The 14,526-nt window shown below is 55.7% G+C and carries 16 protein-coding genes; 7 read left to right on the forward strand and 9 right to left on the reverse strand.

Annotated elements, in window-relative coordinates; all coding sequences use genetic code 11:
• The first annotated feature begins 115 nt into the window (after positions 1 to 115).
• Positions 116 to 769: an IS1595 family transposase gene (locus DYE40_RS11605; protein ID WP_115307381.1), complete on the forward strand. Its 654-nt coding sequence runs from the start codon at positions 116 to 118 to the stop codon at positions 767 to 769.
• 3 nt (positions 770 to 772) lie between these two features.
• On the opposite strand, the gene DYE40_RS12415 is transcribed toward DYE40_RS11605, so the two are convergent.
• From DYE40_RS12415 to DYE40_RS11625, 5 genes are all read right to left on the reverse strand, one after another.
• Entirely contained in the window at positions 773 to 1,135 is a 363-nt protein-coding gene (locus DYE40_RS12415) for a hypothetical protein (protein WP_147286645.1), read from the reverse strand.
• Between the two features lie 17 nt (positions 1,136 to 1,152).
• Positions 1,153 to 1,974 (reverse strand): RHS repeat domain-containing protein, encoded by an 822-nt coding sequence (locus tag DYE40_RS13330; RefSeq protein WP_172461272.1) that lies wholly within the window; start codon positions 1,972 to 1,974, stop codon positions 1,153 to 1,155.
• 3 nt (positions 1,975 to 1,977) lie between these two features.
• Positions 1,978 to 2,403, reverse strand: a complete 426-nt coding sequence (locus tag DYE40_RS11615) for a DUF2750 domain-containing protein (RefSeq protein ID WP_115309241.1) — start codon at positions 2,401 to 2,403, stop codon at positions 1,978 to 1,980.
• Between the two features lie 409 nt (positions 2,404 to 2,812).
• Positions 2,813 to 3,040 (reverse strand): hypothetical protein, encoded by a 228-nt coding sequence (locus DYE40_RS11620; RefSeq protein WP_115309242.1) that lies wholly within the window; start codon positions 3,038 to 3,040, stop codon positions 2,813 to 2,815.
• A 195-nt stretch (positions 3,041 to 3,235) separates the two neighbouring features.
• Positions 3,236 to 3,724, reverse strand: a complete 489-nt coding sequence (locus DYE40_RS11625) for a dihydrofolate reductase (RefSeq protein ID WP_115309243.1) — start codon at positions 3,722 to 3,724, stop codon at positions 3,236 to 3,238.
• A gap of 139 nt (positions 3,725 to 3,863) precedes the next feature.
• Between DYE40_RS11625 and DYE40_RS11630 the strand changes: the two genes are divergently transcribed.
• The 6 genes from DYE40_RS11630 (at position 3,864) to DYE40_RS11655 (ending at position 8,260) form a co-directional block, all read left to right on the forward strand.
• The gene (locus DYE40_RS11630; protein WP_425451198.1) at positions 3,864 to 4,343 is read left to right on the forward strand and encodes a Fur family transcriptional regulator; all 480 of its coding nucleotides are present in this window, start codon (positions 3,864 to 3,866) and stop codon (positions 4,341 to 4,343) included.
• Positions 4,334 to 5,266: a CobW family GTP-binding protein gene (locus DYE40_RS11635; RefSeq protein WP_115309245.1), complete on the forward strand. Its 933-nt coding sequence runs from the start codon at positions 4,334 to 4,336 to the stop codon at positions 5,264 to 5,266. Before DYE40_RS11630 ends, DYE40_RS11635 begins: the two co-directional genes overlap by 10 nt.
• Positions 5,267 to 5,374: 108 nt before the next feature.
• A complete protein-coding gene (recA, locus tag DYE40_RS11640) occupies positions 5,375 to 6,460 on the forward strand; it encodes a recombinase RecA (protein WP_115309246.1) in 1,086 nt (361 codons plus the stop codon).
• A gap of 96 nt (positions 6,461 to 6,556) precedes the next feature.
• Positions 6,557 to 6,685, forward strand: a complete 129-nt coding sequence (locus DYE40_RS13165) for a hypothetical protein (RefSeq protein ID WP_280529798.1) — start codon at positions 6,557 to 6,559, stop codon at positions 6,683 to 6,685.
• Between the two features lie 78 nt (positions 6,686 to 6,763).
• On the forward strand, positions 6,764 to 7,279 hold the full coding sequence (locus tag DYE40_RS11650) for an NfeD family protein (protein ID WP_244731384.1): 516 nt from the start codon (positions 6,764 to 6,766) through the stop codon (positions 7,277 to 7,279).
• Between the two features lie 9 nt (positions 7,280 to 7,288).
• Complete coding sequence (locus tag DYE40_RS11655) at positions 7,289 to 8,260, forward strand: SPFH domain-containing protein (RefSeq protein ID WP_115309249.1); 972 nt, start codon at positions 7,289 to 7,291, stop codon at positions 8,258 to 8,260.
• Between the two features lie 284 nt (positions 8,261 to 8,544).
• Here the strand turns inward: DYE40_RS11655 and DYE40_RS11660 are convergent, their stop codons facing one another.
• The 4 genes from DYE40_RS11660 to metX form a co-directional block, all read right to left on the reverse strand.
• Positions 8,545 to 9,831: a paraquat-inducible protein A gene (locus tag DYE40_RS11660; protein WP_115309250.1), complete on the reverse strand. Its 1,287-nt coding sequence runs from the start codon at positions 9,829 to 9,831 to the stop codon at positions 8,545 to 8,547.
• A 53-nt stretch (positions 9,832 to 9,884) separates the two neighbouring features.
• On the reverse strand, positions 9,885 to 11,681 hold the full coding sequence (locus DYE40_RS11665) for an assimilatory sulfite reductase (NADPH) flavoprotein subunit (protein ID WP_115309251.1): 1,797 nt from the start codon (positions 11,679 to 11,681) through the stop codon (positions 9,885 to 9,887).
• Between the two features lie 1,044 nt (positions 11,682 to 12,725).
• A complete protein-coding gene (metW, locus tag DYE40_RS11675; protein WP_115309253.1) occupies positions 12,726 to 13,310 on the reverse strand; it encodes a methionine biosynthesis protein MetW in 585 nt (194 codons plus the stop codon).
• Complete coding sequence (gene metX, locus DYE40_RS11680) at positions 13,307 to 14,440, reverse strand: homoserine O-succinyltransferase MetX (protein WP_115309254.1); 1,134 nt, start codon at positions 14,438 to 14,440, stop codon at positions 13,307 to 13,309. Before metX ends, metW begins: the two co-directional genes overlap by 4 nt.
• Positions 14,441 to 14,526 lie beyond the last annotated feature (86 nt).

Raw genomic sequence — 14,526 nt, forward strand, 5'->3', positions numbered from 1 at the left:
TTGCTAAATTTCGTCAATCCATTTATTGTTAATCAACCAATCTTTCACTTCAGAAATAAATTCGGGGTTTATATTTGGGGCTGTACTAGATAAGCAGTCATGATAGACTGCAAAAATGAAGATAACCCATTGTAAACTAAAAAAGAGTATCCAAAAAAAACTCCTTCAATTTTTTGTACTCGAAGTTACCGCCCGTTCTGCTGCCGATTTATTGGGCATCCACCCCAATTCAGCAGCACTGTTTTACCGCAAAATTCGTGAAGTCATCAGCTACTATCTTTCATTGGAAGCTGACGCTGTTTTTGATGGCGCTGTCGAATTAGATGAAAGCTATTTCGGTGGGCATCGTAAAGGCAAACGGGGGCGCGGAGCAGCGGGAAAAGTGGCGGTATTTGGTATTCTTAAACGGGGTGGGAAGGTTTATACCGTGGTTGTTAAGAATGCCAAAATAGAAACCTTACTTCCTGTTATCACAAGAAAAATCATGCCTGACAGCATTGTTTATACCGATTGTTTAAGCAGCTATGACGTGTTGGATGTAAGTGGTTTTACCCACCACCGCATCAACCACAGCAAGCTGTTTGCCGACAGACAAAACCATATCAACGGCATTGAGAATTTTTGGAATCAGGCAAAACGGGTTCTGCGAAAATATAACGGAATTGACCGTAAATCTTTCCCTCTTTTCTTGAAAGAATGTGAGTTTCGTTTTAACTTTGGTACACCGTCCGAGCAGCTTAAAGTGCTGCGTCGGTGGTGTGAAATTTAGGGCTTATCTAGTACAGCCCCTTATATTTTTAAGCTCAGGAAACCTTTTTTCGTACTTTTTCATGACATCGCAAAAAAAATTATAAAATTCTTCACCAAATATTTTTCTTTTTAGATCTAAATCATTTTTTATAGGTAATAATCTATTTTCGTAAACGACAATATCCATATCCAAATAATTGTCAGATTTTAAATATCTGCTTTTTGAAGTCCAGCCACCATCTTTCTCTAAGGCTCTTAAACATACCCCTAAATTAAAAGGAAATGAATTAAATTTATCCAAAACTGTTTGCAATCCTTCAAGCTCATCACAAAAATTGGAAACAGAAGTCCATTTAAATCCATCGCTAGTTGTGTGAATTTTCATTACTTTAACTCTTAAATTTAATGTTTACATTTATTGCTAGGTGGAAGTTTTTTCCAGCGTTTAATGTATTTTACTATTTTTAAACGCTCCCATCGTTGCATCATAGACTTTGGTTCTCTCATGACAGATCTATATTCCAAATTCATTCTTAGCAGCCACGTTGCCGAGTATCTTCGTTGCGAACCATTAACTATATTTTTTGTTTCTCCAATCTTCCATATGTCCCCCTTTTTAAGCCAAACTTGACCTACTGGCTTCCGCTTTCCCCATTCCATTAGAGGATAAAAGCCATCTTTTTTCGCAACTAGGTAGTATAGTTCTTTCAAACCTAAAGGATCAATCCAAACCAAAGCATTAGGCACAAACCAATAAAGATTCTCTCCCCCCAACAACCCAATCGGATCCTGATTGATAAACCGCCCAGAGTTCGGGTCATAATACCTGAACAGATTGTCATACAACCCCGTCTCTTCATCACAATACCGGTTTTGCAGGCGGAATGGTTGATGTGCATTCGGATAGACTTTGCTTTCGCTTTTCAGGCTGCCCCAAGCAGTATATTCGCCATACCACAACAGATTACCAAACTGGTCAGTCTGTTCTCGCGGGATGCCAATTTGGTCGGTATGGTAATAGCTTAAATACAGCTTATCGTCTTTGCCATTATGGAAGACATGGGCTAAAGGTTCATAGCTGTCTTGGTCGGTGTAGATATAGGTGTAAGTACCTTTGTAATTGTATTCCTGCGCCAGTTTGGTACCGTCCCAAATAAAGACGGTGCGTTTGGGGGTGGTGGCTTTCAGGCAGCCTTTTGAGCTATTGAAGGCTGCCTGAAACAAAGATTATAAGTAAGGTAAATCTAATGCTTCCCCATAGCTTTCATCTAATATCTGATTAATTACAGACGCAAACTGTATCGCACCTATATCTGTAATAGTAGAGTTATTGGGTGTAGGAAATAGCGCAATACCAAAATTATTTTCCATCAGCCAAGGAATGCCTTCTTCTAAAAACATTTCTAGCTCCAACTCAAAAATCGACAACTCCACATCACCATCTTCTTCTAAAGATATTTTAGCAAATTCCATTTCCGGCCAAATGGCTAGAGACGTATGTCCCTGATCATCACTCCAAAGTGACCAGTTTTCATCATCATCTGCTAAAACATAAAGAACCCTTGAATCTGCAATTCTTTTAATTGCATATTTATAACGTTCTTCATTCGATAAATTTAAAATCGAATTTATAGCTTGACTTGGCAGACCCATATAAACTATCTCCTAAAATTAATATTCAATTATTACTTTTTACGGGAATCTTTTATTTGTTGCTCTGTTCTACCTTCACATTTTTTAGATCTTTTTACAGATTGTCATGCAACCCCCGTCTCTTCATCACAATACCGGTTTTGCAGGCGGAATGGTTGATGCGCATTCGGATAGACTTTGCTTTCGCTTTTCAGGCTGCCCCAAGCGGTATATCCGTCATATCACAACAGATTGGCAAACCGGTCGGTTTGCTCTCGCGCAATGCCGATTTAGATTGCCGACATTGCCGTAAGTGATGCCGTCTGAAAGGCGGTCAGAAGCGATAGAGACTGGGTTTCAAGCTGTTTTGAACCGAACCGCGTACGTGACGAAGCTACACGTCCTAAATTATGCAGGCTACGCTTTGCTGCTAAAACAAATAAGCCTTTTCGGCATCCAGATGCCCCAAGCCTAATTCTTCTTTATTTAAACCAAATGCCTCACTCTGTTCGACCAAAAGCGACATTACTTCATAAATTGCAAAATCATATCCCTTTTGCAGATCGCTATCCTCTTCAAAGGTATTGTTTTGATATTTATTAGAAATTTCGTTGATAACATCATTTAAGAAATTTTTGTAGATTTCTGCACTCATCATGGCAAATATCCTTTTCCTTGTAAGATACCTTACAAAATACGTTTTTGCTCTTTTTGCCTAGACATGATGTCTTTGCAATTGTACTACCGCGCCGGTTTTACATCCCGACACGCGGCAGGCGGACAAACTTATTGAGGCCGTCTGAAAACCGCAACGGCGGCAAAACCGCCTTTTCAGACGGCCTCGATACGGATTTCAAAGCCTGCGCACATAATGCACAAACGCATAATGCAAACCGTTTGCCGCCGTGCGTTCCTCGCGGGTGTTTTCCCGCCACAGAGCGGCATCGATTGCGGGGAAAAACGCATCGCCCTGCGGCCGCAGCGCGATTTCCGTAATCCGCAAATCCGAAGCCTGCGGCAGGGCTTCGCGGTAAATCTCGCCGCCGCCCATAACCACGGTTTCCGCTTCATCCGCACACAGCGCGAACGCGGCGGCAAGCGAAGAAACGGTTTGCGCACCTTCTGCGGCATAGCCCGCCTGGCGTGTAACCACAATATTGCGGCGGCCGGGCAGCGGCTTTTTCGGCAGCGATTCCCAGGTTTTGCGCCCCATAACCACCGGCTTGCCCAAAGTGTAGGCCTTGAAAAAGGCGAAATCCTCGGGCAGATGCCAGGGCATACGGTTGCCGATACCGATCACGCCGTTTTCGGCGCAGGCGGCGATAAGGGTGATTTTCTGCATAACATTCCTTGAAACAGGTTTTCAGACGGCCGCGATTATAGCGTTTGCCGCGTTTTCCCCGCCGCGGCCGTTTTCAGACGGCCTTTCGGTTATAATTCCCGTTTGGCCTGTTTGTGCGGCAGCCGCCCGCGCAGGCCGTCTGAAACGGAACGGACTCCTAATGAAACAAAAAATCATCGACCAAGCCCGCGCCAACGGCGCACAGGTAACCGCCCTGCGCGAACAGGTTTTGGACATTGTTTTGCAGCAGGAAGGCGTGATCAAAGCCTATCAGGTACTCTCGCTGATGCAGCAGCAAAGCCCCACCCCCGTCGCCCCGCCCACCGCCTACCGCGCCCTCGATTTCTGGGTGGAACAGGGCGTGCTGCACAAAATCACGGCGGTAAACGGCTATGTGCTGTGCAGCCACGCCCGCCACGACTGCAGCGAACACGGCCACGAAGACCACACCGGCCACAGCCACAGCGCGTTCATCCTCGTCTGCACCAAATGCGGCGCGGTAGACGAACAATCTCTGAGCAGGCAGTGGCAGGAATTGCAGCAGGCTTTGGGCGATACCGGCTTCGAAATGACGGAAAAACATTTGGTACTGACCGGAGTGTGCGCAAAATGTCATTAAAAAAAACCAAAGTCCACCTGATTTCCGGTTTCCTGGGCACAGGCAAAACCACCGCGCTCAAAAGTCTGATGGCGCAGAAAGACCCGAATGAAAAATGGGTGATTATTGTCAACGAGTTTGGCGAAATCGGCATCGACGGCGCGGTATTGAGCGACAACGGCATCCCCGTGGCCGAACTGGCGGGCGGCTGCCTGTGCTGCACCGCCGGTGCGCAACTGGGCGCAACCGTGCAGAAAATGCTGCGCGACGCACAGCCCGACCGCCTGTTGATCGAAGCCAGCGGGCTGGCACACGCCGCCGGCGTGATTGACGAACTCAAAGCCCCGCCCTTCGACAAAATGCTCGAAATCGCCGCCGTGTTTACCGTGGTCGATCCGCGCCAGTTTACCGACCCCGATTACGCCAACCAGGCTCTGTATAAAGACCAAATCGGCGTGTGCGACGTATTGGTGGCCAGCAAAACCGATTTGTGCAGCCCCGAGCAGCTTGCCGGATTCCACGCCCAAGCCGCCAAGCTGTTTCCGCCCAAGGCCAAAGTGGCGGAAGTGCGGAACGCGCAGCTCGACATCCGCTGGCTGGACATCCCCGTTATCGAAAAACCGCGCTACCGCCTGAAAAGCGAATCTCTGCCCGACAACACCATGGGTTTCCAGTCGGAGGGCTACACCTTCCCCGCCGGATGCGATTTCGACGGCGAAAAGCTCACCGATTTTTTCAACCGGCTGCCGCAGATGGCCGAAGGGCTGGTGCGCGCCAAAGGCGTGTTCCAAGTGCTCGGCACCTGGGTGTGGCTCAACTGGGTGGACGGCCGCTGGGGCGCAAGCCAGGTCTCATGGCGGCGCGACAGCCGCTTCGAGCTGATTGCCAAATCGTTTGACGCGGATTTGATTGAAAAAACGCTCAACGACGCTTTGGAAAAATAAGCCCCGCACAGGCCGTCTGAAAAACGCCCCGCCCGTTTTCAGACGGCCTCCCCTTATGCGATAATCCGCCCGTTTCTTTACCGCTCCAACAACGAAAGTACCCACCACATGGCAGAAGACAAAAGCAAAGACAAAAGCAAAGACAAGCCGGCAGACAAAAGCAAGGCTCTAGAAGCCGCATTGGCACAGATAGAAAAACAGTTCGGCAAAGGCTCCGTGATGAAAATGGACGGCAGCAGCGACACCGAAGACTTGCAGGTCATCTCCACCGGCTCGCTCGGCCTCGACCTCGCCCTCGGCGTGGGCGGCCTGCCGCGCGGGCGCATCGTCGAAATCTTCGGCCCCGAATCTTCCGGCAAAACCACCCTCTGTCTGGAAACCATCGCCCAATGCCAGAAGGCGGGCGGCGTATGCGCCTTTATCGACGCGGAAAACGCCTTCGACCCCGTTTACGCCCGCGCCCTCGGCGTGAAAGTGGAAGAGCTGCTGGTATCCCAGCCCGACACCGGCGAACAGGCTCTGGAAATCTGCGACATGCTGGTACGCTCCGGCGGCGTGGACATGGTGGTGGTCGATTCGGTGGCCGCGCTGGTGCCCAAAGCCGAAATCGAAGGCGATATGGGCGACAGCCACGTCGGTTTGCAGGCGCGCCTGATGAGCCAGGCTCTGCGCAAACTGACCGGCCACATCAAAAAAACCAACACCCTCGTCGTATTCATCAACCAGCTCCGCATGAAAATCGGCGTAACGTACGGCAATCCCGAAACCACCACCGGCGGCAACGCGCTGAAATTCTACTCTTCCGTGCGCATCGACATACGCGGCACGCAGCAGATTAAAAAAGGCGACGAAAGCCCCATCGGCAAGGAAACCAAAGTCAAAGTCATCAAAAACAAAGTCGCGCCGCCTTTCCGCACTGCCGAATTCGACATCCTCTACGGCGAAGGCATCAGCTGGGAGAGCGAGCTGATCGAAATCGGTGTCAAGCTGAACATCATCGCCAAAGCGGGCGCATGGTACAGCTACAACGGCGCGAAAATCGGACAGGGCAAAGAAAACGTCCGCGTCTGGCTGAAAGAAAATCCCGAAGTCGCCAACGAAATCGAAGCAAAAATCCGCGAAACAGCCGGCACCGATCTCAAAATCACCGAAGGCACGCGCGACGAGACCGACGGCGAAGAACCCGAAGAATAAGGCGCAGAGGCCGTCTGAAAACATTGCCGGCATCCCTTGCCGGCAGCATCCTGCACGACAGGCGGCGACGGCCCGCCGCAATACACGGAAAGCACTATGCAGAATTTTCTCTTTATCTTTACCGCCCTTACCGTTTGCGCCTTCATCGCCGCAGGTATCTATTTTCTGTCCGGCGCGATAAAGGAAGGCCGTGAGGAACGCGCACGCAGCCGCAGCAACCATTAAACACAGGCCGTCTGAAAACGCATTGCACACTTTTCAGACGGCCTTTTTAAAACCCGTCTGCCCGCTCCGGCAGCAGCCGTGCCGGAGACAACAGACAAACGGTTTGCGCAGCCCGCAGCAGCCGCCTGCTTTTCAGACGGCCTGTCCGAATGCGCCCCACCCCGCCCGTTCCGTAGAAAGGAGTTTCCTATGTACTGGTTTGTCGCCGCCGTGGCCGTATTCGTTTTGGAAATGTTTACCGGCACACTGTATCTGCTGATTGCCGGTGCGGCATTGGCCGGTGCGGGCATTGCATCCTTTCTGTTTCACGGGCAGACCGTCCCCATCCTTACCGCTGCCTTTCTGTCCGCCGTCGGACTGTTCTGGCTGCACCGCCGCCTGCAACGGCGCACACCCGCCGCCCGCGCCGCCAACGATCTCGACATCGGCCAAAGCGTGAAAATCCTGCGCCGCCTGCACGGCGCGGAATACGAAGTCGCCTACCGCGGCACCGTTTGGCACGCGCGCATCGAAGGCGGCGAACCCGAATCCGGATTTGCCGTTATCGGCGGCAAAGACGGCAACACCCTGCTTATCCACCCCGACCAACCCTAAGGAGCCTTTATGGGACTTTTAAGCCTACCGCTGATTATTCTCGCCGCCGTCGTCATATTCGGTTTCAAAGCCATCTGCATCGTGCCGCAGCAGGAAGCCTACGTTGTCGAGCGTTTGGGAAAATTCCGCGCCGTTCTCGATCCCGGCCTCAACTTCCTCATCCCGTTTTTCGACCGCGTCGCCTACAAGCACACCCAAAAAGAAATCCCGCTGGACGTACCCAGCCAGGTCTGCATTACCCGCGACAATACCCAGCTTACCGTAGACGGCATCATCTATTTCCAAGTAACCGATCCCAAGCTCGCCTCCTACGGTTCGAGCAACTACATCATGGCCATCACCCAGCTTGCGCAAACCACCCTGCGTTCGGTGATCGGCCGCATGGAGCTGGACAAAACCTTTGAAGAACGCGACGAAATCAACCGCATCGTCGTGGCCGCACTCGACGAAGCCGCCATATCGTGGGGCGTGAAAGTGCTGCGCTACGAAATCAAAGACCTTATCCCGCCGCAGGAAATCCTGCGCTCCATGCAGGCGCAGATTACCGCCGAACGCGAAAAACGCGCCCGCATCGCCGAATCCGAAGGCCGCAAAATCGAACAAATCAACCTCGCCGTCGGCCGCCGCGAAGCCGAAATCCAGCAGTCCGAAGGCGAGGCGCAGGCCGCAGTCAATGCTTCCAACGGTGAAAAAACCGCCAAAATCAATCTGGCCCAGGGTGAAGCCGAAGCCATCCGCCTCGTTGCCCAGGCCAGCGCGGATGCCATCCGTACCGTGGCCGAAGCCATCCGCACCGAAGGCGGAGACGAAGCGGTCAAGCTGAAAGTGGCCGAACAATATGTCGAAGCCTTTGCCAAACTCGCCAAAGAAAGCAATACCCTGATCATGCCGGCCAACGTGGCCGATATAGGCGGCCTGGTATCGGCGGGGCTGAAAATCGCCGAAGGCAGCCGGACAGCCGGCACAGCCAAAGCCGGATAAGCCGCAAGGCATCCGCAACAGAAAAGGCCGTCTGAAAACGCCCGACAGGGTTTTCAGACGGCCTCCTGCATGGTTTCACGCTGACGGACTGTGTAGGGTGTGTGGCACAGCCACGCACGCGGCTTGGGTATTCAGACGACGGCCTCCATGTCTGCATAACATAAAACTACGGCGGAAAATCGGGCGCGTACGCCGCTTGGGCAGCCGCACCCTGCGGCGGTCGGAAACGGACAATAGGCCGTCTGAAAACAGGTTTTCAGACGGCCTTCCGGTATCCGCAGCGTTTAAGGTTTGCCGTTCGCGCCGCATTTGTCCCACAGCAGACGGGGGTCGAAATAGTGGGCGGAGAGCATGGTCAGCAGGACGACGAGGCAGAAATAGAGCGAAGCCGGGCCCGGGGTTACGCGGGCTATAGAGGTGTGGAACGCGCTCATCAGGATGATGACGACGAAAATATCGATCATCGACCAGCGGCCGATTTTTTCGGTGATACGGTAAACCAGGGAAACTTTCTCCACCGGCCACGGCACGCCGAAACGGGCGCACGCCAGCAGGATGCCCATAATGCAGATTTTCAGCACCGGAATCATGATGCTCGCGCTGAAAATAATCGCGGCTATCGCGCGGTCGCCGCTGTCCCACATAAAGATGATGCCGCCCATGATGGTGCTGATTTCGGTAACGGTGGGATTGGACGAAATCATAATGGGCAGGGTGTTGGCCGGAATATAGAACACCGCCGCCGCCAGCAGGAAGGCGAGCGACAGGCGCAGGCTGTGCGGGCGGCGGGCAAACAAGGCGGTGCCGCACACGGCGCACACATCCTCTTCAGACGGCCTGAAACAGCGGCAGCGGCTGCAACAGATTTTGCCGCTGTTGTCGGAATAAATGGTGGTGTGGCCGTGCAGCAGGTGGATTTGGTAATACACCCAGTGTTCCGGCACGGCCAGCGTGGTGCGCAGCAGCAGCAGCACCATCGGAAACATCAGCCAGAAGGCCGCGCCGAATTCGACGCGCACCACATCGCCCAGCTTGATATAGGCCACAAGGGTGGAGATAAGGAACACATCGGCCATCACCCATGCACGCAGGCGCACCATCGTGCGCGTGGCGGCAATCAGCCCGGGCAGCGGCTTTTCAATCTGCAATGCGCCGTAAACATACAGGCACAGCAGCAGAAACAGCAGCGGCAGGCCGAAGGTAAAGACAAACATCACTTCGGCGAGAAAGCCGAAATCCTGCAACACCAGTATTTTGAGCATAAACGGCAGCGTCAGCCGCTCGTATACGCCCACGGTGGACACGGTAACAAACATACTGCCGTATACGCACAGCAGCAGAATCAGCGTGGCGCAGGCAAGCGCGGCAGGCATGAGGAAAGGCGCGGTTTCCACGCGTACGAGTTCGTGGCCACAGCGCGGGCAGTCGGCCTGGCGGCCTTGTTTCAGATCGGGTACGGCGGTGCGCAGGCCGCATTCCGGGCAGTCGATGACGTGTGCGGGCATGGCGACGCGGCGCAGAAAGCCGCGCCGTTGCCAGCGGCGCAGGGAGCGGGCGGCGGAATCAGTCATGGTGTGCGGAAGCAAAAGCAAAGGGGCGGATTATACGGCTTTTGCCTATGCAGTCAGTACACATCGCGCTGGTAGCGTTTTTCCTGCCGCATTTCGTCCAGATATTCGTCTGCCGCTTCCGCATCCATGCCGCCCTCTTTGGCGATGATTGCCAACAGCGCGGCTTCCACGTCTTTGGCCATTTTCGCCGCATCGCCGCAGACATAGATATGTGCCCCTTCCTGCATCCATTGCCAGATTTGCGCCCCGTTTTCGCGCAGGCGGTGCTGCACATAGATTTTTTCCTCTTGATCCCGCGACCAGGCGAAGCTGTATTTGCTGAGCAGGCCGTCTTTGGCAAACTGCTGCCATTCGGTCTGGTAGAGGAAGTCTTCGGTGAAATGCGGATTGCCGAACACCAGCCAGTTTTTGCCGTCCGCACCGTCGGCGGCACGCTGCTGCATAAAGGCACGGAACGGGGCAATGCCGGTGCCGCTGCCGATCATAATCACGGGCGCGGCAGGGTTTGGCGGCAGGCGGAAATTGGGATTGTGCTCGACAAACACGCGCACCTGATCGTCTTCTGCCAAACGTTCGCCCAAATAGCCGGAGGCCGCGCCGGTAAAGGGTTTGCCGTCGCTTTCGTAGCGCAAAACGCCCACCGTGAGATGCACCTCCTCGCCCACTTCATCCTGCGCGGACGCAATGGAATACAGGCGCGGCGCGAGCGGGCGCAGCAGGGCAACGAGCTGCGCGGCGGCGAGCGCGGCGGGATAGCGTTCGGCCAGCGCGACGGGCGGATATTCGGCCACCAGAGCCGCCGTATCGGTTTCGGCGCGTTGCGCCAGCTCCGCGCTGCCGGCCAGCGCGGCATAGCCTTTGACAAACTGCGGCGTGTTCTGGCTGATTTCCAAATCGTGCGTGAGCGCGTCGCGCAGGGTTTTGCGCGTGCCGCCGCTTTCGATTTCTTCGTCTCCGCCCAACGATACGGCCGCCAGCAAACGCGACACCAGCGTGCCGTCGTTGTCAAACCACACGCCCAGCGCGTCGCCCGCCGTATAGCTTATGCCCGATCCCGACAGGTCGATTTCGATGTGGCGCACGTCTTTGTCGGAATTGCGCCCCGTGATTTTCTGGCGTACGGACAAAGTGGCGGGAAACGGGTTTTCTTTGCCATACGCGTTTTGCGGCGCGGCAAGGCCGTCGGAATGCGCGGCGGGCGCGGCGGCAGGCGCGGATGCGGCGGGTTTGGACGCTTCGGCGGCGGCGGGGACGATTCTGCCTATCCACGCCTCGGCCTCGGCGGCAAACTCCAAATCGCAGTCGGTGCGCGGCAGCAGGCGCGTGCCGCCGAGTGCGGCAAAGCGCGCGTCGAAATCCGCCGCCGCGCCGCAGAATTTCGGATAGCTGCTGTCGCCCAGCCCCAACACGGCGAATTTCAGGCCGCCCAAATCGGGGGCTTTTTTGCCGTTTAGCAGCTTGAACAGGCTCAACGCCTCTTCCGGCGGCTCGCCCTCGCCCTGCGTGGAAACAACCAGCAGCAAAATCTGCTCGCCGGCAATGTTTTTCGGCTTGTAGTCGGCACACGACACCAGCGTGGCGGGCAGCTCCCGTGCCATCAGGGCTTCATACAGCCTGCCGGCAACGGCGCGGGCGTTGCCCGTTTGCGATGCGGACAGCACGGTAATGGCTGCCGGTGCGGCAGGCGGCGGGGCGGCGGCGGCAGTAGCGGCGTTTTCAGACGGCGTTTGCGGCACGGCGGCTGCACCGCCCGCCTGCGCCCAGCAGTAGCCCGACAGCCAGGCAAGCTGGACGGGCGTGAGCGCGGACAAGGCGGACGAGAGTTCGGGAGGGAGCGGGTTGGGGTTCATGGTGTTCCTTGTTCTTTTTTTGGTTTGCGGGACGGAAAGCGGTGTGCAGACGGCTTTCCGCAGGCCTGCGCCGTTGCGCTGCGGCAGGCCGCCATCTTAGTCCTGCGGCGCACAAAGCAGAAAGAATGCTTGCTTGTATAGAAAGAAACAGGGGTTATAAAAAGGCCGTCTGAAAACGCAGCACCTGTTTTTTCAGACGGCCTCTGCCGTTCAGGTAGGGTGTGTGGCTCTGCCACGCACGCGGTTGCGGCACTTACGGCGTTTTGAAAGACGATACAGAAAGGCCGTCTGAAAACACGGATTCGGCGCAGCCGAAATTCCGTTTGCCGTTTTCAGACGGCCTTTGCCCTGCGGCAGGGAACGCGTGCGTCGCTGCGCGACACACCCTACACGGATTCGGCGGGAGAAAATAAAAACAGGCCGTCTGAAAATGCATTCCGTTTTTTCAGACGGCCTCTGCCGTTCAGGTAGGGTGTGTGGCTCTGCCACGCACGCGGTTGCGGCACTTACGGCGTTTTGAAAGACAATACAGAAAGGCCGTCTGAAAACACGGATTCGGCGCAGCCGAAATTCCGTTTGCAGCTTTCAGACAGCCTGTGCGCTGCGGCGGGGAACGCGTGCGTCGCTGCGCGACACACCCTACACGGATTCGGCGGGAGAAAATAAAAGCAGGCCGTCTGAAAACGCAGCCCCCGTTTTTTCAGACGGCCTTTGCCGCCGGAGGTAGGGTGTGCCGCCCCGAGACGGCGCACGCGTTCTGTGTTTGCAGGCTGCGTTTCCAACCAATCCGTAAACCCGTAAAACCGCGTGCGGCGCGGCGCGGCAAACTCTACGGGATTCTGCGGGGCAAACGGAAGTGAGGCCGTCTGAAAACACGGATTCGGCGCAGCCGAAATTCCGTTTGCAGCTTTCAGACGGCCTGTGCCCTGCGGCAGGGAACGCGTGCGTCGCTGCGCGGCACACCCTACACGGATTCGGCGGCAGAAAATAAAAGCAGGCCGTCTGAAAAACGGTTTTTCAGACGGCCTGTGCGGCGGATGCGCCCTACCCTACCCTGTAAAACGCCAGGCTGCCCAAAAGATTGGGCAGGGTTTCGATGCGCTCCGTGCCGGTCATGACGGCGCGTTCGAGGATGCGGATGTTGTTTTTGGCACAGAGGGCTTCAAAATCGACCAGGGTGCACCAGTGGATATTGGGCGTGTTGTACCACTGGTAGGGCATACGTTCGGAAACGGGCATTCTGCCGCCGAGGGCGATTTGCAGGCGGTTGCGCCAGTAGCCGAAATTGGGAAAGGATACGACGGCTTCGCGGGCGACGCGGGTCAGGTCGCGCAGGATGGTTTCCGTGTTCTGCATGGACTGGATGGTTTGGCTCAATACGATGATGTCGAAGCTGTCGCTGTCGAAATCCTGCAAACCCTGTTCGAGGTCGGCCTGGATGACGCTGATGCCGGCGGCGATGGAGGCGAGTACGCCTTCGGTGTCGATTTCGATGCCGCAGCCGCTGCATTGTTTGTCGCGCATCAGGGCGGAAAGCAGCTCGCCGCGCCCGCAGCCGAGATCGAGGACGCGGCTACCCGGGGGAATCCAGTCGTAGATGAGGCGCAGGTCGTCGCGCAGGGTATTCATTGCTGCAACTCCTTGTAAACGTTGTCCATATAGGCGCGTACGGCGGCAATATAGGGCGGATCGTCCATCAGGAAGGCATCGTGGCCGTGGCCGGATTCCACTTCGATGTATTGGACGGGACGCTGTGCGCGGACAAGGTGTTTGACCAGGGCGCGGGAGCGGGCGGGGGCGAAACGCCAGTCGGTGGTGAAAGAGGCTACGAAAAATCCGGCCTGCGTTTGGCGCAGGGCGGCGGTGAGGTCGTTGCCGAAAGCGGCGGCGGGGCTGAAATAGTCGAGGGCTTTGGTCATGCGCAGATAGGTGTTGGCATCGAAGCGTCCGGCGAACTTTTCGCCCTGGTAGCGCAGGTAGGATTCGATTTCAAACTCCACGCCGTAGCCGTAGCGTATGCCGTCGTGCAGGCTGCGGCCGAATTTTTCGCCCAGCCCTTCTTCGGCGAGGTAGGTAATGTGCCCCATCATGCGGGCGATGCGCAGACCCCTCCGGGGAATGGTGCCGAAGCGGCGGTAGTGGCCGTCGTGAAAGTCGGGGTCGGTAATGATGGCTTGGCGGGCAACGTCGTTGAAGGCGATGTTTTGCGCGGACAGGCGGGTGGCGGAGGCGATGACGAGGGCGTGGCGCACGCGGTCGGGATAGTCGATTGCCCATTGCAGCGCCTGCATCCCGCCGAGGCTGCCGCCGACGACGGCCGCCCATTGGCCGATACCGAAACGGTCGGCCAGCATGGCCTGGCTGTTTACCCAGTCTTTGACGGTTACGACGGGGAAGTCCGCGCCGTATTCGCGGCCGTTTTCGGGATTGGTGCTCAAAGGGCCGGTGCTGCCCGCGCAGCCGCCGAGGTTGTTTACGCCGATAACGAAGAAGCGGCTGGTGTCTACCGGCTTGCCCGGCCCGACCATGTTGTCCCACCAGCCGGGGTGTTTGTCTTCGGGGCTGTGCCGTCCGGCAACGTGGTGGTCGCCCGACAGGGCGTGGCAGATAAGGACGGCGTTGCTTTTGTCGGCGTTGGGCGTGCCGTAGGTTTCCACCATCAGATCAAAGCGCGGCAGGGTTTGGCCGTTTTGCAGGAGCAGCGGGCCGAACGGGATTTTTTCGGGCTTTACCAGCCCGATGCTGTCGGTGGCGGTCATAAAAAATTGCGGCGGCTGTGGGGGAAAGGCCGTATTATAACGGCTCGATTTTGTTTGTGCATGGCCGTTTCAGACGGCCTTTTTGC

Origin of the sequence: Kingella potus, assembly GCF_900451175.1 — a bacterium.
Taxonomy (GTDB): Bacteria; Pseudomonadota; Gammaproteobacteria; order Burkholderiales; family Neisseriaceae; genus Neisseria; species Neisseria potus.